The following is a 22,648-nucleotide window of genomic DNA, read 5'->3' as shown; positions in this document are numbered from 1 at the left end:
AGCGCGTCGTCAGGCACACGCCGCGGCGACGCGGCCGCTCAGAGCTTCTCGACCGGCGCGTAGCGCAGCAGCAGCCGCTTGACGCCCTCGGAGCCGAAGTCGATCGAGGCGACGGCCCGGTCGGCCGCGCCCTCGACGGTGACCACCGTGCCCATCCCGAACGAGTCGTGCACGACTCGGTCCCCCGGGTGCAGCGACGGGACCTCGCGGGCCGGCTTGGCCTTGGACCGGGCGTCGGCGCGGGCCGCGGCGGAGGAGAAGTTGCGGCGGCCGGCGGCGGTCGGGTGGCCCATCGCGGCCGGGGAGCCCGAGGCGTGGTCGGCGCGCGACCAGCTGGTCTGCGCCGCCTCGGTACGGCGCCAGTCGACGAGGTCGACGGGCAGCTCGTCGAGGAAGCGGGAGGCCGGGTTGTGCGCGGGAGCGCCCCACGAGGAGCGCACGAGCGCGCGGGAGACGTAGAGGCGCTGCTCGGCCCGGGTGACGCCGACGTAGGCCAGGCGCCGCTCCTCCTCCAGCTCGGTCGGGTCGCCCAAGGACCGTGCGTGCGGGAAGACGCCGTCCTCGAGGCCGGACAGGAAGACCACCGGGAACTCCAGCCCCTTGGCGGTGTGCAGCGTCATCAGGGTGACCATGCCGTCGGCGGCGGCCTGGGCGGCGGCCGCCCGGCCCTCGGCGTCGCCGGGGGCGTCGGGGATCTGGTCGGCGTCGGCGACCAGCGCGACGCGCTCCAGGAAGTCGACCAGCCCGGGGGCGACCAGGCCGGCGTCGACGTCGGCGGGGTCGGCCGAGGGCCCGGCGACCGGGTCGTCGGAGAACTCGCGTGCGACGGCGACCAGCTCGCCGAGGTTCTCGACCCTCGTCTCGTCCTGCGGGTCGTCGGAGCTCTCGAGCTCGACCAGGTAGCCGGACCGGGCGAGCACCGTCTCCAGCACCACGTCGGCGCGCTCGCCGGCCGCGACCATCGACTGGAGCTCCTCGAGCATGTCCACGAAGGTGCGGATGCTGCCCAGCGAGCGGGTGGCCAGGCCGGGGGCGTGCTCGGCGCGGCGCAGCGCCTGCCAGAAGGTCAGCCCGTCCCGCTCCCCCAGCGCCTGCACGCAGGCCACCGCACGGTCGCCGATGCCGCGGCGCGGCGTGTTGAGGATCCGACGGAGCGAGACCTGGTCGTCGGGGTTGGCCAGGACCCGGAGGTAGGCCAGCGCGTCCCGCACCTCGCGGCGCTCGTAGAAGCGCACGCCGCCCACCACGCGGTACGGCTGGCCGGTGCGGATGAAGACCTCCTCGAACACCCGCGACTGGCTGTTGGTCCGGTAGAACACCGCCACGTCGCCGGGGCGCAGGCCCGCGTCGACCAGGGTGTCGATCTCCTCGGAGACGAACCTGGCCTCGTCGCGCTCGTCGTCGCCGACGTAGCCCACGATCCGCTCGCCGTCGCCGGCCTCGGACCACAGCCGCTTCGGCTTGCGCCCCTTGTTGTGGCCGATCACGGTGTTGGCCGCGGTCAGGATCGTCTGGCTGGAGCGGTAGTTCTGCTCCAGCAGGATCGAGGTGGCGTCGGGGAAGTCCTGCTCGAAGTCCATGATGTTGCGGATGTCGGCGCCCCGGAAGGCGTAGATGGACTGGTCGGCGTCGCCGACCACCATCAGCTCGGCCGGCGGCACGCGCTCGGCCGCGCTCTCCGCCGCACCCGCCGCGGCGGCCCCCGTCAGGGGCTCCTCACGCGGGTCGGCGCAGAGCTGCTGGATCAGGGAGTACTGCGCGTGGTTGGTGTCCTGGTACTCGTCGACCAGCACGTGGCGGAAGCGTCGCCGGTAGGTCTCGCGCACCTCGGGGAAGGTCTGCATCAGGTGGACCGTGAGCATGATGAGGTCGTCGAAGTCGAGGGCGTTGGCCTCGCGCAGGCGACGCTGGTAGAGCGCGTACGCCGCGGCGTACCGCTCCTCGAGGTGGTTGTGCGCGTCGGCCGCGACCTGCTCCGGGTCACGCAGCTCGTTCTTGTGGTTGCTGATCCAGTGCAGCACCGCCCCGGGCTGGTGCTTGCGCGGGTCCAGGTCGAGGTCCTTGCACACCAGCGCGATCAGCCGCTTCTGGTCGGCGGCGTCGTAGATGGAGAAGCTCGACCGGTAGCCCAGCCGCTCGACCTCCTTGCGCAGGATCCGCACGCAGGCCGAGTGGAAGGTGGAGACCCACATGATCCGGGCCCGGCGGCCGACGAGGTCCTCGACGCGCTGCTTCATCTCGGCGGCGGCCTTGTTGGTGAAGGTGATCGCCAGGATCGAGCCGGGGTGGGCACCGCGCTCGGAGATCAGCCAGGCGATCCGTCGGGTCAGCACCCGGGTCTTGCCCGACCCGGCGCCGGCGACGACCAGCAGCGGCGCACCGGCGTGGACGACGGCGTCGCGCTGCGGCGGGTTCAGCCCGGCGAGCAGCTCCTCGCGGCTCGGGCCCCGCGGCGTCCGGGGCTTCTCGGCCGGCTCACCGGCGGGCAGCTCGAGGCCGGGGAAGGGGATCGTCATCGTGGCCCCATCCTAGGCCGCGCCGCGGACGGTCAGCTCACGTGCACCGGGGACCAGAACACGGCCACCGCGACGTTGGCGACGGCCAGCAGGAGCAGGCCCAGCCAGAGGCCCTGCGGGATCCGCTCCTTGCGGGTGTTGGCCATCACCAGGACGAGCAGCACCAGCCCCACGGCGAACTTGACGCCGATCTTGACGTGGTCGACGGACCCGTCACCGGCCTCGAGCACGCCCACGAGCAGCAGCCCGGTCACGAAGGCGGTGCCGACGCCGTCACGCATCGCCGCGTTCACCGTCTTCTCCGGGGTACGGGCCTGCGCCAGCAGGCCGCCGATCAGGGCGGCGTAGCCCAGGACGTGCAGGAACAGCAGCACCAGGCGCAGGGTCTCCATGCCTCAGAGCGTAGGGCCGGCACGGCACCATGGCCCCGTGACCTCCCCGAGCCCCGTCCTCGGCCGGCTGCGCAGCGAGCCCGCCCTGGACCGTCCCGACCTGCTCGCCGACCCCGTGGCCGCCGCCCTCGTCGGCTGGCCGCCCGCCTCCCAGGTCGGGGTCGTGGGGATCGACCCCGACCTCGCGGACACCGCGACGATGAGCGAGGCCTACGACGTCCCGCTCGCCGCCGGCGTGAACTGCGTCCTCGTGGGCGGCACCCGCGCCGGCGAGGAGCGGGTGGCGGCCTGCCTGGTGCGCGCCGACACGCGTGCGGACGTCAACCGGGTGGTCCGCCGGATGCTGGACGTGCGCAAGGCCTCGTTCCTGCCGATGGACCGGGCCGTCGAGGGCTCCGGCATGGAGCACGGCGGGATCACCCCGGTCGGTCTGCCCCCGCACTGGCGGCTGCTCCTCGACGCACGGGTGCTCGACGTCGAGGTGGCCGTCATCGGCTCGGGCGTGCGCCGCTCGAAGCTGCTCCTGCCCGGCGCGCGGCTGGGCGACCTGCCCGGGGCGGAGGTCGTCACCGACCTCGCCGGCTGACCGCGCCGCCCGCGCCGCCCGAGGAACGGCCTACAGGCCGTGGACCCGCAGCCCGGAGTGGGTCTTATAGCGCCGGTTCACCGAGATCAGCACCGCCGTCAACGGCTCGAGCTGGCGGGCCAGGCGCAGCTTGCCGGCGTCGACGCCCGGACGGGAGGTGACCGAGCGGGCGATCTCCATCACGACCTCCTTGGCCTCGCGCGAGTCCCCGACCACCAGGACGTCCTCGCCGTCGAGGAAGTCCTCCTCGCCCCAGAGCGTCACGGCGGAGACGTGGTGGAAGGCCCCGACCACGGTGGCGTCCGGCTGCAGCCGCTGCGCGCTCTCCGCGGCCGAGCCGAGGCCGTGGTCGATCACGACACCGTGCGCGCCGCGCTTGTCGAAGGCCAGCGGGTTCACGCAGGAGACGACGACCTTGCCGACCAGCGGCAGGGACGCGACCAGCTCGTCGTGGCCGTCGTAGGGCACGGCGAGCAGCACGACGTCCGCGTCCCGGCAGGCCTCCTCGTTCGACGCGGCGCTCACCTCGCCCGCACCCCCGACCCCGTCGAGCCGGGTACGGACCTCGTCCGCGACCGCAGCGGCCCGCTCGGCCGAGCGCGAGCCCAGGACGACGTCGTGCCCACCGCGGGCGAAGCGGTAGCCCAGGCCGCGGCCCTGGGGCCCGGTCCCCCCGACGACGGCGATGCGGTGCTGGCTCACGGAGACCTCCGGTGTCGTACGGGGTGCGCGCGGGTCGCGTGCGCGGGGGACGGGGCCGTATCGTCTCACCCGTCGCGCCCGCTCCCCCACGGGCGTGACGACGACGGGACGCGCGCGTCCCGGACCTTGGTATCGTCCGCGCGTCGATCGGAGCAGGAGACATGGGGGGCACGACGGCGAGTCGCGGCGATGTCCAGGGGTTGCGTGCCGTCGCAGTCCTCGCGGTCGTCGTCGCGCACGCCGGGGTCCCGTTCCTGCCGGGCGGGTTCGTCGGCGTCGACGTCTTCTTCGTCGTCTCGGGCTACCTGATCTCCGGCCTGCTCTACCGGGACCTCGCCGCCGGCCGCGGCGTCTCGCTGACCCGGTTCTGGGCCCGTCGTGCCCGTCGGATCCTGCCCGCGGCGACCGTCGTGCTCCTGACGACCCTGCTCGCCGGGCTGGCGGTCCTGCCCCTGCTGGACGGCCGCAGCCTGGTCGAGGACGCCCTGTGGGCCGGGCTGTTCGTCGTCAACCTGCACTTCGCCCGCCAGGACGACTACTTCTTCAGCCGCGACGTCGACGCCTCCCCGCTCCAGCACTACTGGTCCCTGGCCGTCGAGGAGCAGTTCTACGTCGTGTGGCCGCTGCTGCTGCTCGGCTGCCTGGCCCTGGTCCGCGCGGCCCGCTCGATGCGTGGCTCCGCCGGCGGCCTGCGCCCGGGTCGCCCGCTACCGCGGGGCGCGATCGCAGCCATGCTGGTGGTGCTGACCGCCGGCTCCTTCGCCTGGTCGGTCCTGCAGACCTCCGGGGACGCGCCCGCGGCGTACTTCTCCACCCTGACCCGGGCCTGGGAGCTCGGCGTCGGCGCCCTCGCCGCCCTGGTCACCGCCCGCACGACCCGGCACCTCACGCGGACCTCGGCCTCGCTCCTCGCCGGCGCCGGCCTGCTGGCCGGGCTCCTGGCCGTCGTCCTGTTCTCCCCCGGCACGCCGTTCCCGGGGTACGCCGCGGCGCTGCCGGTGCTCGGTACCGCCGCGGTCCTGCTGGCCGGCGCGGGCCGCGCCCGACCGGTCACCGACCTGCTCCTCGGCAACCCGTTCATGCGCACGGTGGGCGACTGGTCCTACTCGCTCTACCTGTGGCACTGGCCGGCGCTCGTCCTGCCCGAGCAGGCGCTCGGCCGCACGCTCGCCCCGGCCGAGACGGCCGGCGCCCTCGTCGCGACCGTGCTCCTCTCGGCGGCGACCTTCCACCTCGTCGAGACCCCGTTCCGCACCGGCCGGACGGCGGTGCGGCTCCAGGTGCGTCGCGGGCTGATCCTCTACCCGGTCAGCCTGGTGCTGGTGCTCGGCTCCAGCGCGGGCGCCTGGGCCTGGACCGAGAGCAGGTTCGGCGAGTCCGGCGACAACCCGGCGATCACCGCGGACCCGTCCGGCACCAGCACCGAGCAGGTCGAGGCGCTCGTCCAGGCCTCGGTCGAGGCCGCGCGCGACGACGTCGAGGTGCCCAGCGACCTGACGCCGGACCTCTACGCCCTCCCCGAGAGCATCGCCGACGTGGGCCTGTGCGACTACCGGACCGACGTCCGCGACCTGTGCCAACGCGGTGACCCCACGGGCGATCGGAGCATGGTGCTGGTCGGCGACTCCCACGCCCGGGCCTGGATCCCCGCCTTCGACCGGATCGCCCAGGCCGCCGGGTGGCGGATGCACTACCTGGTGAAGTCGCAGTGCACGGCCGCCCACGTGGTGGTGGCGCCGATCGAGGAGGACACGCCCTTCGACGAGTGCACCGACTTCCACGAGTGGACCCAGGAGCAGGTGGGCAACCTGGACCCCGACCTCGTCGTGGTGGCCTCCTCCCCCCCGGTCAACGGCGTCTTCGACGAGTCCGGCACCCGTCTCTCCGAGGTCGACGACATCGCCCCGCTCCTGGACGCCGGTTACGAGGACCTGTTCGCCGACCTCGCCGGGACCGCGGAGCGGACCGTGCTCATCCGTGACGTGCCGAAGGCGGCGGAGGCCCCCGGCACCTGCCTCAGCGTCGAGAACTCCCTGAAGCGGTGCACCTTCGAGCCGCAGGAGCGCTCGGCCTACCTGGCCGACGTGTCGGTCGAGGCGGCCGAGGACGCAGACGTCGAGGTCGTCGACCCGACGTCGTGGCTCTGCTTCGAGGGCGACTGCCCGGCCGTCATCGGTGGCACGCTGTCCTACCGTGACTCCGACCACCTGACCACCGAGTACTCCGCCTCGCTCGCCGAGGCGCTCGGCTCGGCCCTGGGCATGCTCGAGGACTGACCCTCGCCGCTGCGCCGGGGCCGTGGACCACCACGACACCCAGGAGAACCGTGAAGCTCTCGACCCCTCTCGTCTACTCCGGCAACCCCCGCGAGGCCGCCGACCAGGTCGCCGGGCTCGAGGCCGCGGGTCTCGACACGGTCTGGGTCGCCGAGCCGTACGGCTTCGACGCCCCGACGCTGATGGGCTACCTCGCCGCCCGCACCACGACCGTGGAGATCGGTGCCGGCATCCTCAACGTCTACTCCCGCACCCCGGGCGCGCTGCTGCAGACCGCTGCAGGTCTCGACAACGTCTCCGGCGGTCGGGCCGTGATCGGCCTGGGCGCGTCGGGCCCGCAGGTCGTCGAGGGCTTCCACGGCATGCCGTACGAGCGCCCGCTCGGCCGCACCCGCGAGGTCATCGAGATCCTCCGGATGGGGCTGCGCCGTGAGCCGCTGGTGCACGAGGGCCGCAGCTTCACCCTGCCCCTGCCGGCCGACCAGGGCACCGGCCTGGGCAAGCCGCTGAAGCTGCTGACCAGGCCCGAGCGGTCCTCCGTACCGCTGTGGGTCGCGGCCCTCGGCGAGAAGAACGTGGCGATGACCGCCGAGGTGGCCGACGGGTGGCTGCCGTTCCTGTTCCTGCCCGAGCGCGCCCACGCCGTGTGGGGCGACGCGCTCGCCGCGGGCACCGCCAAGCGATCCGCCGACCTCGGCCCGCTCGAGATCAGCGCCGGCGGCATGGTCGCGATCGGCGACGACGTCGACGGCCTGCTCGACCTGATGCGCCCCACCTACGCGCTCTACGTCGGCGGGATGGGCGCCCGCGGCAAGAACTTCTACAACGACCTGGCGCGCCAGTACGGCTTCGAGGAGGAGGCCGAGAAGATCCAGGACCTCTACCTCGAGGGCCACAAGAAGGAGGCCGAGGCGCTGGTGCCGCGCGCCTGGCTCGAGGCCGGCAACCTGGTCGGACCGGCGTCGTACGTGCGCGAGCGGGTCGAGGCGTTCCGCGAGGCCGGCGTCACCAACCTCCAGGTCTCCCCCGCCACGCAGGACCCGGCCGGCACGATCCGGCAGCTCAAGGAGTGGGTCTCCTGAGGACCCTTGAACCTTGACAGTTCTGCTGTCACAGTGAGGTCGAGCAGCTGATCCAGGCCGACCCCAGGAGACCCGATGCCCCAGACCGCCTCGATCTACGACCAGGAGCACGAGGACTTCCGGGCGGTGGCACGGTCCTTCCTCGAGCGCGAGGTCGTGCCGCACCACCCGCAGTGGGAGAAGGACGGCCAGGTCAGCCGCGAGGTCTGGCGCAAGGCCGGCGAGCAGGGCCTGCTCTGCTTCGACGTCGACGAGACCTACGGCGGCGCCGGGATGAAGGACTTCCGCTACAACATGGTCCTGACCGAGGAGATCAGCAAGGTCGGGGCCAGCGGGCTCGGCTTCCCGGTCCACACCGACATCATCGTGCCGTACATCAGCACGCTCGGCACCGAGGAGCAGAAGCAGCGCTGGCTGCCCGGCCTGGTCAGCGGTGAGCTGATCTCCTCGATCGCGATGACCGAGCCCGGCGCCGGGTCGGACCTCCAGGGCATCCGCACCTCGGCGGTCGACAAGGGCGACCACTACGTCGTCAACGGCTCCAAGACCTTCATCTCCAACGGCGTGATGAGCGACGTGGTCGTGGTCGTCGCCCGCACCGACCCCGACGCGGGCCACCAGGGCATCAGCCTGCTGGTCCTGGAGCGCGGGATGGAGGGCTTCGAGCGCGGCCGCAACCTCGACAAGGTCGGTCTCAAGGCGCAGGACACCGCCGAGCTCTTCTTCGACAACGTCGTCGTGCCCAAGACCAACCTCCTCGGCGAGGAGGGCCAGGGCTTCGTCTACCTGATGCAGAACCTGCCTCAGGAGCGGGTCTCGATCGCCGCGATCGCGGTCGCGGCCTGCGAGCACGTGCTTGAGCTGTGCCTGGCGTACGCCCGGGAGCGCGAGGCGTTCGGCCGCCCCATCGGGAAGTTCCAGCACAACCGCTTCCTGCTCGCCGAGATGGCCACCGAGGTCCACATCGCGCGCGTCTTCGTCAACGACTGCGTGACCCGTCTGAACGAGGGCACCGTCGACACGGCGCTGGCCTCGATGGCCAAGTGGTGGACCACCGAGCTGCAGACCAAGCTGGTGGACCACGGCGTGCAGCTGCACGGCGGCTACGGCTACATGTCGGAGTACCCGATCGCCAAGGCGTTCATCGACAGCCGGATCCAGACCATCTACGGCGGCACCACCGAGATCCAGAAGGAGATCATCGGGCGCAGCCTCGGGATCTGAGCGACGGGGGTGCGCAACGAGCTGCGGCGACGCGGCCACCACCTTCTTCTCCGGCCGCTCCCATACCCACGCCACCCTCGTCGACCTGTTCGACGGGCTCTTCGTGCTCCACGTCGATCTCGGCACGCTCGAGCAGCGGCTCGCCCTGCGTACCGACGGCGAGTGGGGGTCGCAGCCGGCTGAGCGCGACCTCGTGGTCCGGCTGCACCGCACCGGGGAGGACGTCCCGGACGGCGTCGTGGTCCGGCTGACCGGTGGTCGAGGAACCGCCTCGACTCGCGATCTGGTGCCACCAGGTGACACCGATCCACGACTCGACGAGGAGCCAGCCCGGCGTACCCGCCGGAACCGTCATCTCGACGCGCCGCGAGCGTCATCTCGGCTGTCCGCGAGCGTCATCTCGGCGTGTGGCAGCGTGGCCGGCATGAGCGAGGAGCCGGAGCACGTCCGTCTGAACCGGGCCCAGTGGGACGAGCGGGCGCCCGCGCACGCGGCCTCGCCCGACTACGACGTGGCGCGCTTCCACGAGGACCCGACCTTCCTGTCGGGCGTGGTGCGCTTCGACCTGCCCCGGCTCGGTGACGTCGCCGGGCTGCGCGGGGTGCACCTGCAGTGCCACATCGGCACCGACACGGTCTCGCTGGCCAGGCTCGGTGCGCGGATGACCGGCCTCGACTTCTCGGGCGCCTCGCTGGACGAGGCCCGGGCGCTGGCGCGGGCGACCGGGACGGACGTCGACTTCGTCCGGGCCGACGTGCACGACGCGGCCGACGTTCTGCCCGAGCACGCCTACGACCTCGTCTACACCGGGATCGGGGCCCTGTGCTGGCTGCCGTCGGTGGCGCGGTGGGCCGAGGTGGTCGCGCGCCTGCTGGCCCCCGGCGGGCGGCTCTTCCTCCGCGAGGGCCACCCCGTCCTGTGGGCGCTGCCCGACCCGCGCCCCGACGGGCTGCTCACCCTCGAGCTGCCCTACGTCGAGACCGCGGACCCGATGGTCTGGGACGACGGCGGGACGTACGTCGAGACCGACCACGTCTTCACCAGCACCACGACGCACGAGTGGAACCACGGGCTGGGCGAGATCGTCACCGCACTGCTCCACCAGGGCCTGCGGATCACCGGTCTCGTCGAGCACGACAGCGTCCCGTGGGACGCGCTGCCGGGGCAGATGGAGCCGGTCGGCGGCGGCGAGATGCGCCTGGTCGACCGACCGGAGCGGCTGCCGCACAGCTACACGCTGCAGGCCGTCGCACCCGGCTGAGCCGCCGGCCCGGCCGGTCAGCGGACGGCGGCGTACTCCTCCTGCAGTCGCCCCTTGACCATCTTGCCGGTGGGCGTGCGGGGCAGCGCGTCGCGGAACAGGAACTCCCGCGGGACCTTGTAGCCGGCCATCCGCTCACGGGCGAAGTCGGTGAGGTCGCGGGCCAGGTCGGGGCCCGGGGTCGCGTCGTCGGACGGCTGCACGAAGGCCACCAGCCGCTCGCCCAGGTCGTCGTCGGGGACGCCGAGAACGGCCACGTCGGCCACGGCCGGGTGCAGGCTGAAGTGGTCCTCGACCTCCTGCGGGTAGATGTTGACGCCGCCCGAGATGACCATGAACGCCTTGCGGTCGGTCAGGTAGAGGTAGCCCTCCTCGTCGACGCGGCCGAGGTCGCCGACCGTGGTCCAGGTGGGGTGGTCGGGGTGCTGCGTGGCCCGCGTCCGCTCCGGGTCGTTGTGGTAGCTGAAGGGGGCGCCCTCGAACTCAGGCCGGTCGAAGTAGACGGTCCCGACCTCCCCGGTCGGCACCTCCGCACCGTCCTCGCCGACGACGCGGATCGTGCCGAGCAGGGCCCGGCCGACCGAGCCGGGGTGGGCCAGCCACTGGGCCGTGTCGAGGCAGGTCGCACCGTTGGCCTCGGTCGAGGCGTAGTACTCCTCCACGACCGGTCCGAGCCAGTCGATCATCGCCTGCTTGACCTCGACCGGGCACGGCGCCGCCGCGTGCACGACCACGCGCAGCGAGGAGGTGTCGGCCGCGGCGCGGACCTCCGCGGGCAGCTTCAGCAGGCGCACGAACATCGTCGGCACGCACTGCGTGTGGGTGACGTGGTGCTCCTCGACGGCCCGCAGGAACGCCTCCGGCTCGAAGCGCTCCATCATCACCAGGGTGCCGCCGGTGGCGTGGACGACGCCACCGAAGCGCAGCGGCGCCGCGTGGTAGACCGGCGCCGGCGAGAGGTAGACGCTGTCCTCGGTGAACGAGTAGAGGGTGCCGAAGAGGCTGACGTAGCGGTAGCCGGGCTCGTCGACCGCGATCGCCGGCAGCGGCGGCTTCACGCCCTTGGGACGCCCGGTGGTGCCGGAGGAGTAGAGCAGGTCGTCGCCGTGCGGCTGCTCGGGCAGCGGCTCGGGCGAGGAGGCCGCCAGCGCCGCCTCGTAGTCGGCGTAGCCCGGCACCTCGCCGCCGAAGGCGAGCCGCTCCTGCACCCCTCCGAGCCGGCCGGCGAGCTCCTGCGGCGTGCGCGGGACCGTGGCCGAGACCACCAGCGCCCGGGCCCCGCAGTCCTCCACGACGTAGGCGGCCTCCTCGGTCGTCAGGTGGTGGTTGACCGCGGTGACGTAGAGGCCCGAGCGCAGCGCGGCCCAGTAGACCTCGTAGGCCTCCGGCGTGTTGTCGCTGACCAGCGCCACCACGTCGCCGGTGCGCAGGCCCCGCTCGTGCAGGTGCCGTGCGAGACGGGCGCTGCGCTCGTCGAGCTCGCGATAGGTCAGGGTGCGGCCGGACCCCGCCATCACGAGCGCCGGCTTGTCGGGGTGGAGGGCCGCCCAGGTTCCCGGGTACATGCGCGCAGTGTGCCCCGCGTCACGTCCGTGCGCCAGGACCGGGACCGGTCGCGCGTCAGCGGCCCGGGGACCCGGGATACCGTGGTCGCGATGAGCGATCGCCCCACGCCCCAGCAGGTACGACGGGCTCTCGCGCGAGCCGAGCGTGGCGCCGCGCTGGACCCGGCCGAGGCGGCCGTGCTCCTCGCCGCGACCGGCGACGACCTCGACCGGCTGTGCCGCGCGGCCGCCGCCGTGCGCGACGCCGGCCTGGTCGCCGCGGGCCGCCCGGGCGTGGTGACCTACTCCCCCAAGGTCTTCGTCCCGGTCACCCGGCTGTGCCGCGACCGGTGCCACTACTGCACCTTCGTGACCACCCCGGGCCACCTCGAGCGGGCCGACGAGCCGCTGTTCCTCTCCCCCGACGAGATCCTCGACCTGGCCCGCCGGGGCGCCGAGCTGGGCTGCCTCGAGGCCCTGTTCACCCTCGGCGACCGGCCCGAGGACCGCTGGCCCGAGGCGCGGGCCTGGCTCGACGAGCAGGGCTACGACTCGACCCTGGCCTACGTGCGCGCGATGGCGGTGCGCGTGCTGGAGGAGACCGGGCTGCTGCCCCACCTCAACCCCGGCGTCATGTCGTGGGAGGAGATGAACCGGCTCAAGCCGGTCTCGCCGTCGATGGGCATGATGCTCGAGACCACCTCGCGGCGGCTGCACGAGACCCGCGGGCTGGCCCACTTCGGCTCGCCCGACAAGGACCCCGAGGTGCGGCTGCGCGTGCTCGAGGACGCGGGTCGGCTCTCGGTCCCGTTCACCACGGGCCTGCTCGTCGGCATCGGCGAGACCCTCGAGGAGCGCGCGGACACGATCTTCGCGCTGCGCCGTGTCTCCCGGGCCTACGGCTCGGTCCAGGAGGTCATCGTCCAGAACTTCCGGGCCAAGCCCGACACCGCGATGCGCCACGTCGACGACGTCGACCTCGACGAGCACCTCGCCGCCGTCGCCGTCACCCGGCTCGTCCTCGGTCCCCGTGCCCGGGTCCAGGCCCCGCCGAACCTGGTCGACCACGCCGGGTCGGCGCAGGAGGCGCGGGCCCTGCTCGACGCCGGCATCGACGACTGGGGCGGCGTCTCGCCGCTGACGCCCGACCACGTCAACCCCGAACGCCCCTGGCCCAGCCTCGAGCGGCTGCGGGAGCTGACCGCCGACGCCGGCCTCGAGCTGCGCGCCCGGTTGACCGTGCACCCCGAGCAGGTCCGTGGCGCCCTGGAGCACGGCGAGCCGTGGCTGGACCCCCGGGTCGCCGGCCACGTGGCCGCACTGGCCGGGCCCGACGGCCTCGCGGTGCCGGGCGTACGCCCCGTGGGTCGCCCCTGGCAGGAGCCGGACGGCGGGTTCACCGGCCCCGGGGCCGGCTCCGGGCGTACCGACCTCCACACCGCGGTCGACACCGAGGGCCGCACCGAGGACCGCCGCGCCGACTTCGACACCGTCTACGGCGACTGGGGCTCGGTGGCCGACGCCGCCACCGCCTCCGCGGGCGGACCCGTCGTGCTGCACGCCCACGGCCGCGAGGCGCTGGCCGCGGCCGAGGCCGACCCCGGCGGGCTCTCCGACGAGCACGCGCTGACCCTGATGACCGCCGAGGGCGACCTGCTCACGGAGGTCTGCCGGCTGGCCGACGACCTGCGCCGCGAGGTGGTCGGCGACGACGTCACCTACGTGGTCAACCGGAACATCAACTTCACCAACGTCTGCTACGTCGGCTGCCGCTTCTGCGCCTTCGCGCAGCGGCGCACCGACGCCGACGCCTACTCCCTGACCCTGGACGAGGTCGCCGACCGCGCGGCCGAGGCGTGGGACCTGGGCGCCACCGAGGTCTGCATGCAGGGCGGGATCGACCCCGAGCTGCCGGCCTCGGCCTACTTCGACCTCGCCGCGGCCGTGCGCCGCCGGGTGCCCGAGATGCACGTGCACGCCTTCTCGCCGATGGAGGTCGTCAACGGCACCGCCCGCACCGGGCTGAGCGTGGAGGACTTCCTGATCAAGGCCCGCGAGTCCGGCCTGGGCTCCCTGCCCGGGACGGCCGCGGAGATCCTCGACGACGAGGTCCGCTGGGTGCTGACCAAGGGCAAGCTGCCCACCCGCACCTGGGTCGACGTGGTCTCCACCGCGCACCGCGTCGGCCTGCCGACGACCTCGACGATGATGTACGGCCACGTGGACCACCCGCGGCACTGGGTGAGCCACCTGCGGGTGCTCTCGCGGGTCCAGGACGCCGCACGCGAGCACGGCGCGGCCGGGTTCACCGAGTTCGTGCCGCTGCCCTTCGTGCACACCTCGGCCCCGATCTACCTGGCCGGGGTGGCCCGCCCCGGCCCGACCCTGCGCGACAACCTGGCCGTGCACGCGATGGCCCGGATCCTGCTGCACGGGCGGATCGACAGCATCCAGACCTCGTGGGTCAAGCTCGGTGTCGACGGCACCCGCGCGATGCTGCGGGCGGGCGCGAACGACGTGGGCGGCACGCTGATGGAGGAGACCATCAGCCGGATGGCCGGCTCCGAGCACGGCTCGGCCAAGACCGTCGCGGAGCTGGTGGAGATCGGCGCCGGCATCGGTCGCCCGGTCCGGGAGCGGACCACGCTGTACATCGCTGACCCGGCCGTCGCCGACCCGGCCGTCGCCGACCCGGCAGACTGCCACCCATGAGCCTGACCCGGACCGAGCTGGCCCTGGCGCTGGGCGGGGCACTGCTCGGCGCCCTCCTGGCCGTCGTCGTCGTGGAGCTGCTGGCCCGGCTGGCGGTGCGTCGCTGGGAGCCGGGCCGCCGCCTGGTCCACGCCGCCCGGGTGCCGTTCCGGGTGCTGGTCCTGGTGCTCGCCCTGAACGGGGTGGTCGCGGGCGTGCGCGGGGAGCGGCAGGAGCTGTGGTGGCAGGCCACCACGCACGCCGGGCGGGTGCTGGCCATCGTCGCGGTCGCCTGGCTGGTCGGCGTGGTGCTGCTCTTCCTCGGCGACCTCGCCCTGATCGGCGCGCGCACCGACGTCCCCGACAACCGGGTCGCCCGCCGCCGGCGCACCCAGGTGCTGATCCTGCGCCGGGTCACCGTGGCGGTGGTCGTGCTGGTGACGGTCGGCGCGGTGATGCTGACCTTCCCGGGGGTGCGCGCGGTCGGGGCGAGCGTGCTGGCCTCGGCCGGCCTGATCTCGGTGGTGGCCGCCCTGGCCGCCCAGAGCACGCTGGCCAACGTCTTCGCCGGGATGCAGCTGGCGTTCTCCGACGCGATCCGTCTCGACGACGCGGTGATCGTGGAGGAGGAGTGGGGCTGGATCGAGGAGATCACGCTCAGCTACGTCGTGGTCCGGCTGTGGGACGACCGCCGGATGGTCCTGCCCTGCACCTACTTCACGACCACGCCGTTCCAGAACTGGACCCGGCACGGGTCCGAGCTGCTCGGCGTCGTCGAGATGGACCTCGACTTCGGTGTCGACACCGACGGCATGCGCCGCGAGCTCGAGCGGGTGCTGCCCCTCACCGACCTGTGGGACGGGCGTACCCAGGTCCTCCAGGTCACCGACGCCGTCGGCGGGTTCGCACGGGTCCGCGTGCTGGTCTCCGCCGCGGACGCCTCGCTGCTCTTCGACCTGCGCTGCCACGTGCGCGAGGAGCTGCTGCGCTGGGCCCGGACGCACGACCCGGCCGGTCTGCCCCGCCAGCGACTGACGGTGGATCGCACCGAGGACGCGTGACCTTTGTTGTCCCGACCAACTTAAGTCCTGCCTGTCCCGCAGGTCCCTGCGGAGGTAACAGTTGCGAAACATGGACTTTGTGCCTGTAGACGTGACGGCCGCCACGCTCATATGTTGTGCCACACAACAAAAGGCGTGTCGCTCCAGAGCCGACACGGGTACCCGCGAGGAGGCGGTTCGCGTGAAGCGAAACAAGGGTTTGGCGATGATGGCCACGGTCGGTCTGGCACTCGCGCTCGGCGCGTGCGGCAGCGACTCGGACGACAGCGCCAGCGACGGCGGCAGCAGCAGCGAGTCGCAGGGCAAGATCGGCGTGATCCTGCCCGACACGAAGTCGTCGGTGCGCTGGGAGTCCGCGGACCGCCCGGCGCTCGAGGCGGCCTTCGAGGAGGCCGGCGTCGAGTACGACATCCAGAACGCCGAGGGCAGCGCCGACACCATGGCGCAGATCGCGGACGGCATGGTCGCCAGCGGCGTCACCGTGCTGGCCATCGTGAACCTCGACTCCGACTCGGGTGCGGCGATCCAGGAGAAGGCCGCCACCCAGGGCGTCTCGACGATCGACTACGACCGGCTCACGCTGGGCGGCTCGGCCGAGTACTACGTCTCGTTCGACAACACCAAGGTCGGCGAGCTGCAGGGCCAGGGCCTCGCGGACTGCCTGGGTGACGAGGACGCGAACATCATCTACCTCAACGGCTCCCCCACCGACAACAACGCGACCCTGTTCTCCGAGGGCGCGCACTCGGTGCTCGACGAGAACAGCAGCTACACCAACGCCGGCGAGCAGGCCGTGCCGGACTGGGACAACGACCAGGCCGTGACGATCTTCGAGCAGCTCTACACCCAGGCCGACGGCGACGTGCAGGGCGTCTACGCCGCCAACGACGGTCTCGGCGGCTCCGCCATCTCGATCCTGGAGAAGAACGGTGCGGCCGGCGACGTGCCCGTCACCGGTCAGGACGCCACCGTCGAGGGCCTGCAGAACATCCTCGCCGGCACCCAGTGCATGTCGGTCTACAAGTCCGCCACGCAGGAGGCCGAGGCTCTCGCCGAGGTCGCGATCGCGCTGGCCCAGGGCGACGAGGCCGAGACCAACGGCACCACCGAGGACGTCGACGGCGGCCGCGAGGTCCCCTCGGTCCTGCTCGACCCGGTCTCGATCACCATCGACAACGTCCAGGACGTCATCGACGACGGCGGCCAGACCGTCGAGGACGTCTGCGCGGGCGAGTTCGCCCAGCTCTGCGAGGAGAACGGCATCTCCTGATGCCGCTCCGCTGACCGCCAGCCGCGGCTCAGCTGAGGTCCGAGGGTGGGTCTCGCGGTCGGCCACCGCCGACCGCGAGGCCACGCCCCCGACTCCAGCCGACGCACCACCGCACCACCACCACCACCGCACCAGCACCGCCCGTCCCCGCACGACCGGAGGAACCACGCATGTCCACCGAACCACTCCTGCAGCTGCGCGGGGTCAACAAGAGCTTCGGCAACGCCCACGTCCTCCACGACGTGGACTTCTCGGTCTACCCCGGCCAGGTCACCGCGCTCGTCGGCGACAACGGCGCCGGCAAGTCGACCCTCGTCAAGGTCGTCGCCGGCATCTACGGCCGTGACAACGGCGACTACATCTACGACGGCAAGCAGGTCGAGGTCCACGGCCCCCGCGACGTGGCCGAGCTCGGCGTCGAGGTCGTCTACCAGGACCTCGCGCTGTGCGACAACCTCGACATCGTCGAGAACATGTTCCTCGGCCGCGAGACCCGCAAGGGCCTGGTCCTCGACGAGACCGAGATGGAGTCGCGGGCCCGCGAGACGCTCGCCTCCCTCTCGGTGCGCACCGTGAAGTCGGTGCGCCAGTCCGTCGCGAGCCTGTCGGGCGGACAGCGCCAGACCGTGGCGATCGCCAAGGCCGTGCTCTGGAACTCCCGGATCGTGCTGCTCGACGAGCCGACGGCCGCGCTCGGCGTGGCCCAGACCCGCCAGGTCCTCGACCTGGTCCGGCGCCTGGCCGACCGCGGCCTCGGCGTCGTGCTGATCTCGCACAACATGGGCGACGTCTTCGAGGTCGCCGACCGGATCACCGCGCTCTACCTCGGCCGTGTGGCCGCCGACGTCGCCACCTCGGACGTCAACAACAGCCAGGTGGTCGAGCTGATCACCGCCGGTCGCAGCGGGTCGCTGGGCATCAGCGACAACCCCGCCACCGCCACCGTCTGACCGCCCGAACCGGAGAGGCCGAACCCGATGAGCACCACCCCGACCACCCCGCGCACGTCCCCCGAGGGCGGCGACAAGATGGCCACCGGCGACTTCGCCGGTGACAACCGATCGGCCGCCACGCTGCGCGACTCGGTGGGCGACTACGTCGGCCGCCTGCGCGGCGGCGACATGGGCTCGCTGCCCGCGATCCTGGGCCTCGTGGTCCTGCTGGTCGTCTTCGGCCTCGCCAGCGACGAGTTCTTCTCCCTGCTCAACATGGCCAACCTGGCCGTCCAGGCAGGCCCGATCTGCCTGCTCGCCATGGGCCTGGTCTTCGTCCTGCTGCTGGGCGAGATCGACCTGTCCGCCGGCGTGGCCGGCGGCGTCGCCGCCACGGTCGCCGCCCAGTTCATCGTCGACCGCGGCCTGCCGTGGTACGTCGCGGTGCTCGCCGCCATCGCGGTCGGCGCCCTGATCGGCCTGATCATCGGAGAGCTGGTCTCCCGGCTCGGCATCCCGTCCTTCGTGGTGACGCTGGCCTTCTTCCTGGGCCTCCAGGGAGTCATCCTCTACATGATCGGCGAGGGCGGCTCGGTCCGCGTCGCCGACCCCGTCATCCGGGGCCTGACCATCGAGAACGTGCCGGTCGCCGCCGGCTGGGTGGCCGCGGTGCTGCTCACCCTCGCCTTCGCCGCCGGCAGCCTGCTGCGCCAGCGTCGCCAGGTCGCCAACAACCTCCAGCACGACCCCATGAGCGTCGTGCTGATCAAGATCAGTGTCGTCGCCGTGGTCATCCTGGGCCTGACCGCGATGCTGAACATCAACCGCAGCCTCAACCCGGTCTTCCCGATCGCGGGCATCCCCTACGTCATCCCCGTCGTCGTGGTCCTGCTGATCCTGTGGACGTTCGTGCTGAACCGCACCGCGTTCGGCCGGCACCTCTACGCCGTCGGCGGCAACGCCGAGGCCGCCCGTCGCGCCGGCATCAACGTGCTCCGGATGCGCGTCTACGCCTTCGTCATCTGCTCCTCGATGGCCGCCATCAGCGGCATCGTGCAGTCGTCCTACACCGGCAAGGTCTCCACCGCCTCCGGTGGCGGCAACGTGCTGCTCTACGCGGTCGGCGCCGCGGTCATCGGCGGCACCAGCCTCTTCGGCGGCAAGGGCCGGGCGCTCGACGCCGTCCTCGGTGGCATCGTGATCGCGACCATCGCCAACGGCCTGGGCCTGCTCAACCAGGCCTCCTTCATCAACTACCTGGTCACCGGCGGGGTCCTGCTCCTCGCCGCGAGCGTCGACGCCATCTCGCGCCGCCGTCGCTCGGCCGCCGGGATCTAGTCCCGTGGCCGTGGACGCCGCACCACGGCGCACGGGCACGGGGACCAACCAGGAGGGCGTCCGCCGGCACAACCTGGCCACGATGCTGCGCCAGGTGCACCTCGGCGGACCGACCTCGCGCGCGGAGCTGACGGCGGCCATGGGCCTCAACCGCAGCACCATCGGCGGCCTGGTCACCGAGCTCACCTCGCTCGGGCTGGTCACCGTGGGCTCGGCCCCGGCCGGCCCGGGCGGGGCACGGGGCGCCGGTCGCCCCTCGCCCCGGGTGGCCCTCGCCGAGGCCGGGCCGTACGTCGTGGCGGTCGACCTCGGCGTCGACCAGGTCGTCGTGGCGCGGGTCGGTCTCGGGGGCGTCGTGCACGAGCGGGTCCGCGGACCCGTGGACACCGACGCCGAGGCCTGGCAGGTGGGCGCCGGCATCGCCGCGCTCGTGCGCCGGGTGGTCCGGGGCGCGCCGACCGGGGCACCGCTGGCCGGGATCGGGATGAGCGTCCCCGGCCTCGTGCGCCGCAGCGACGGCCTCGTCCGGCTGGCGCCGAACCTGGGCTGGGTCGACGTCTCCCCCGGGTCGATCATCCTCGCCGCGCTCGGCGTCGACGTGCCGGTCTCGCTGGCCAACGACGCCGACCTCGGCGCGCTGGCCGAGCACGGGCGCGGCGTGGGCGTCGGGATCGACGACCTCATCTTCGTCTCCGGCAACGTCGGTGTCGGTGCCGGCGTGGTCGCGGGCGGTCAGCGGCTGGAGGGGTCGGGCGGGTACGCCGGCGAGGTCGGCCACATGGTCTTCGACCCCGACGGTCGCGACTGCCACTGCGGCAGCCGGGGCTGCTTCGAGACCGAGGTCGGCGCGCACGCCATCGCCGAGGCGATCGGCTGCCCCGCGGACGCGGTCGGCTCCCTGGGTGACGTCCTCGACGGGTACGCCACCCCGCCGCCGGCGCTGCACCGGATCGGGCACCAGCTCGGCGAGGGCCTCTCGGGCATCGTCAACGCCTTCAACCCCCAGGTCGTCGTGCTCGGCGGGTACTTCCGTGCGCTGCACCGGCTCGTCCCCGGCGACATCGCCGCCGGCATCCACGCCCGGACGCTGCCCGCGCCGCTGGAGTCGCTGGTGCTCTCCCAGCCGGGCCTCGGCGCCGACTCCATCCTGCTCGGCGCGGCCGAGATGGCGCTCGAGCCGCTGCTGGCCGACCCCGTGGCGGGGCTGCAGTCGTCGCTGGCCGAGGCCTCCGTACGCCTCGCGGGCTAGCGCCCGGAGGCACCGCCCGGGACGTCATGCGCCACGTGCTCGGGCCAGGCACCCGGGTGGATGACGTCCCGCGGCCTGCTCAGGCGAGCAGCGCGACCTCGCCCGCGAACACCGGCTCCAGCGACCGCTCCGCCGCGCCCAGGGCCGCGGCGGCGATCCCCAGGCGCCCGGGCCGCAGCTCGGGGCGGACCTGCACCGGGGAGGCCAGCAGGGCGTCGAGGGCGACCCGCGCCGGGTCGAGCACGTCGTCGCCGAGCACCGCGAAGTAGCCGCCGAGCACCACGACCTCGGGGTCGAGCACGTTGACCAGGACCGACAGCCCCACGCCCAGCTCGTGGCCCACCTGCGCGAGCCCCCGGCGTACGCCCGCGTCGGTGCGGGCGCGCACGGCGACCGCCTCCGCCGAGGCCAGCGGCGTCTCGAGCTCGGGCATCCCGACCGCGGCGAGCATGGCGTGCAGGCCGACGGCGGCCTCCCAGCAGCCGGTGCGCCCGCAGCCGCACCGGGCGTCGGGGCCGGCGAGGGGCAGGTGGCCGACCTCGCCGGCGAAGCCCGCTCCCCCGCGCAGCGGCCGGCCGTCCTCGAGGATGCCGGCGCCGATGCCGACGGTGCCGGTGATGTAGAGCGCGTGCCCGACCTGCTGCGCGGCGCCGTGACGGGCCTCGGCCCGCGCCGCGCAGTCGGCGTCGTTGCCGACGCGCACGGTGACGCCGCTGCCGAGGGTGTCCCCGAGCGCCTCGGAGACCGTGCGGGCCGGCTCGTCGTCGGGCAGGTGCAGGTTCGGGGTCCAGGCGACCGTGCGCTCGTCGCCGCGGACCAGGCCGGGCAGGGCGACGGTGGCTCCGACGACCCGGGCCCCTCCGGCACCGCCGCCGGAGCGGCTCAGCGTGTCGGCGACCTCGCCCGCGAGGCGGCCGAGGTCGGCCAGGCCGCGACCACGCTCGACGGGCCGGGTGGTGGCGAGCCGCTCGTGGCCGGACAGGTCGACCACCGACGCGGCGACGTAGTCGACGTTGAGCTCGAACCCGACGCCGAGGTGGTCCCGCCCGGTCAGGGCCACCGGCCGGCTGGGGCGCCCGCGGGCCGGGGGGACCTCCGCGGACGCCGGCGCGACCACCTCGGCCGCCTCGAGGCCGGCGACGATGACGCCGACCGTGGCCTTCGACAGGCCGGTGCGGGCGGCGAGCGCCGCCCGGCTCGCCGGCCCGTGGTCACGCAGGGACCGCAGGACCACGGAGGTGTTGGCCCGGCGCAGGCCCTCGGTCGTGCCCGCGCCGCCGGCCACCACTCCCGCGCTCCCGCCCGTCCGACCGTCCGACCGTCAGCCGCGCACGCCGTAGAGGTGCTCCAGCGCCAGCTGGTCGAGACGCTCGAAGCCCATCCCGCGGGCGGCCAGGGCCTCGACGTCGGGGTCGGCCTCCTCGCGCAGCTGCGCCCAGGTCTCGCCCTCGGCCAGGGTCGGCACGGCGAGCTCGGGCACGCGGGCGGCCTCGAGGGCCTCCTGCACCTCCGGGTCGGCACGGAAGGCCTGCACCTTGTCGCGCAGCACCAGGTAGTTGGTCATGCAGCCGGCGGCCGAGGCCCAGACGCCGTCCTCGCCCTCGGTGCGGGCGGGCTTGAAGTCGAAGTGGACCGGCCCGTCGTACCCGCCGGCGAGCAGCGTGTCGACGACCCAGAAGGCACCGCGCACGTTGCCGGCGCCGAAGCGCAGGTCCTGGTCGAACTTGGGACCGTTCTGGCCGTTGAGGTCGATGTGGAAGAGCTTGTCGGACCACAGCGCCTGCGCGTAGCCGGCGGCCGCGTTGACCCCGGCCATCTCCTCGTGCCCGATCTCGGGGTTGACCCCGACCAGCTCGGGGCGCTCGAGCTCCTCGATGAAGGCCAGGGCGTGCCCGACCGTCGGCAGCAGGATGTCGCCGCGGGGCTCGTTGGGCTTGGGCTCGATCGCGAAGCGCATGTCGTAGCCCTGCTCGGTGACGTAGTCGCCCAGGAGGTCGAAGCCCTCCTTGTAGCGGTCGAGGGCCACGCCGACGTCCTTGGAGGCGCCGTACTCGGCACCCTCACGACCGCCCCAGCAGACGTAGATCTTGGCGCCGAGCTCGGCGGCGAGATCGATGTTGCGCATCACCTTGCGCAGCGCGAAGCGGCGCACGGCGCGGTCGTTGGAGGTGAACCCGCCGTCCTTGAACACCGGGTGGGTGAACAGGTTGGTGGTGGCCGTGGTGACCACGAGGCCGGTGTCGGCCAGGCCCTGGCGGAAGCGGGCCAGGATGCCGTCGCGCGTGGCGTCGTCGGCACCGAAGGGGATCAGGTCGTCGTCGTGGAAGTTCACGCCGTACGCGCCCAGCTCGGCCAGCTTCTCCAGCGCGTGGACCGGGTCCATCGCGGGGCGGGTGGCCTCGCCGAAGGGGTCGCGGCCCTGCCAGCCGATGGTCCACAGGCCGAAGGAGAAGTGGTCCTCGGGGGTCGGGGTGGGGATGCTCATGGGTCTGCCTCTCGGTCGGTGCTGGTGCTGGAGTCGGGG

General features: G+C 73.2%; 17 protein-coding genes. 11 read left to right on the top strand and 6 right to left on the bottom strand.

Annotation, left to right across the window (positions count from 1 at the left end):
• Nucleotides 1-38: 38 nt before the first annotated feature.
• Complete coding sequence (gene pcrA, locus GV155_RS04420; RefSeq protein WP_160005605.1) at nucleotides 39-2,516, bottom strand: DNA helicase PcrA; 2,478 nt, start codon at nucleotides 2,514-2,516, stop codon at nucleotides 39-41.
• A 32-nt stretch (nucleotides 2,517-2,548) separates the two neighbouring features.
• A complete protein-coding gene (locus GV155_RS04415; RefSeq protein WP_160005603.1) occupies nucleotides 2,549-2,908 on the bottom strand; it encodes a hypothetical protein in 360 nt (119 codons plus the stop codon).
• Between the two features lie 37 nt (nucleotides 2,909-2,945).
• Here GV155_RS04415 and GV155_RS04410 point away from each other — a divergent pair, with 37 nt between their 5' ends.
• Nucleotides 2,946-3,494: a YbaK/EbsC family protein gene (locus GV155_RS04410; RefSeq protein ID WP_236553970.1), complete on the top strand. Its 549-nt coding sequence runs from the start codon at nucleotides 2,946-2,948 to the stop codon at nucleotides 3,492-3,494.
• A 30-nt stretch (nucleotides 3,495-3,524) separates the two neighbouring features.
• Here GV155_RS04410 and npdG read toward each other — a convergent pair whose 3' ends face one another.
• On the bottom strand, nucleotides 3,525-4,196 hold the full coding sequence (gene npdG, locus GV155_RS04405) for an NADPH-dependent F420 reductase (RefSeq protein WP_160005599.1): 672 nt from the start codon (nucleotides 4,194-4,196) through the stop codon (nucleotides 3,525-3,527).
• A 200-nt stretch (nucleotides 4,197-4,396) separates the two neighbouring features.
• Here npdG and GV155_RS04400 point away from each other — a divergent pair, with 200 nt between their 5' ends.
• From GV155_RS04400 to GV155_RS04385, 4 genes are all read left to right on the top strand, one after another.
• A complete protein-coding gene (locus GV155_RS04400; RefSeq protein WP_160005597.1) occupies nucleotides 4,397-6,472 on the top strand; it encodes an acyltransferase family protein in 2,076 nt (691 codons plus the stop codon).
• Between the two features lie 50 nt (nucleotides 6,473-6,522).
• Nucleotides 6,523-7,554: an LLM class F420-dependent oxidoreductase gene (locus tag GV155_RS04395; protein ID WP_160005595.1), complete on the top strand. Its 1,032-nt coding sequence runs from the start codon at nucleotides 6,523-6,525 to the stop codon at nucleotides 7,552-7,554.
• Between the two features lie 75 nt (nucleotides 7,555-7,629).
• Nucleotides 7,630-8,778, top strand: a complete 1,149-nt coding sequence (locus tag GV155_RS04390; protein ID WP_160005593.1) for an acyl-CoA dehydrogenase family protein — start codon at nucleotides 7,630-7,632, stop codon at nucleotides 8,776-8,778.
• Nucleotides 8,779-9,202: 424 nt separating this feature from the next.
• Nucleotides 9,203-10,039 (top strand): class I SAM-dependent methyltransferase, encoded by an 837-nt coding sequence (locus GV155_RS04385; RefSeq protein WP_160005591.1) that lies wholly within the window; start codon nucleotides 9,203-9,205, stop codon nucleotides 10,037-10,039.
• Between the two features lie 17 nt (nucleotides 10,040-10,056).
• Here GV155_RS04385 and GV155_RS04380 read toward each other — a convergent pair whose 3' ends face one another.
• Nucleotides 10,057-11,604 (bottom strand): acyl-CoA synthetase, encoded by a 1,548-nt coding sequence (locus GV155_RS04380; protein WP_160005589.1) that lies wholly within the window; start codon nucleotides 11,602-11,604, stop codon nucleotides 10,057-10,059.
• A 90-nt stretch (nucleotides 11,605-11,694) separates the two neighbouring features.
• Here GV155_RS04380 and GV155_RS04375 point away from each other — a divergent pair, with 90 nt between their 5' ends.
• The 6 genes from GV155_RS04375 to GV155_RS04350 all read left to right on the top strand — a co-directional run bounded on the left by GV155_RS04375 (nucleotide 11,695) and on the right by GV155_RS04350 (nucleotide 20,124).
• Entirely contained in the window at nucleotides 11,695-14,295 is a 2,601-nt protein-coding gene (locus GV155_RS04375; protein WP_160005587.1) for a bifunctional FO biosynthesis protein CofGH, read from the top strand.
• A complete protein-coding gene (locus tag GV155_RS04370; protein WP_160005585.1) occupies nucleotides 14,292-15,335 on the top strand; it encodes a mechanosensitive ion channel family protein in 1,044 nt (347 codons plus the stop codon). The genes GV155_RS04375 and GV155_RS04370 overlap by 4 nt, the downstream gene beginning before the upstream one ends.
• 181 nt (nucleotides 15,336-15,516) lie before the next feature.
• Nucleotides 15,517-16,605: a sugar ABC transporter substrate-binding protein gene (locus GV155_RS04365; protein WP_160005583.1), complete on the top strand. Its 1,089-nt coding sequence runs from the start codon at nucleotides 15,517-15,519 to the stop codon at nucleotides 16,603-16,605.
• A 170-nt stretch (nucleotides 16,606-16,775) separates the two neighbouring features.
• Nucleotides 16,776-17,555: an ATP-binding cassette domain-containing protein gene (locus GV155_RS04360; protein ID WP_160005581.1), complete on the top strand. Its 780-nt coding sequence runs from the start codon at nucleotides 16,776-16,778 to the stop codon at nucleotides 17,553-17,555.
• Between the two features lie 27 nt (nucleotides 17,556-17,582).
• On the top strand, nucleotides 17,583-18,875 hold the full coding sequence (locus GV155_RS04355; protein WP_160005579.1) for a sugar ABC transporter permease: 1,293 nt from the start codon (nucleotides 17,583-17,585) through the stop codon (nucleotides 18,873-18,875).
• 10 nt (nucleotides 18,876-18,885) lie between these two features.
• A complete protein-coding gene (locus GV155_RS04350; RefSeq protein WP_201300049.1) occupies nucleotides 18,886-20,124 on the top strand; it encodes an ROK family protein in 1,239 nt (412 codons plus the stop codon).
• Nucleotides 20,125-20,203: 79 nt separating this feature from the next.
• On the opposite strand, the gene GV155_RS04345 is transcribed toward GV155_RS04350, so the two are convergent.
• A complete protein-coding gene (locus tag GV155_RS04345; protein ID WP_160005577.1) occupies nucleotides 20,204-21,409 on the bottom strand; it encodes an ROK family transcriptional regulator in 1,206 nt (401 codons plus the stop codon).
• A 36-nt stretch (nucleotides 21,410-21,445) separates the two neighbouring features.
• On the bottom strand, nucleotides 21,446-22,609 hold the full coding sequence (gene xylA / locus GV155_RS04340) for a xylose isomerase (RefSeq protein WP_160005575.1): 1,164 nt from the start codon (nucleotides 22,607-22,609) through the stop codon (nucleotides 21,446-21,448).
• Between the last annotated feature and the right edge of the window lie 39 nt (nucleotides 22,610-22,648).

This window comes from Nocardioides sp. AX2bis, from assembly GCF_902506435.1.
In the GTDB taxonomy this organism is placed as follows: Bacteria; Actinomycetota; Actinomycetes; order Propionibacteriales; family Nocardioidaceae; genus Nocardioides.
The sequence above is the reverse complement of the archived record's forward strand: the minus strand, read 5'-3'. Positions and strand labels throughout refer to the sequence as shown.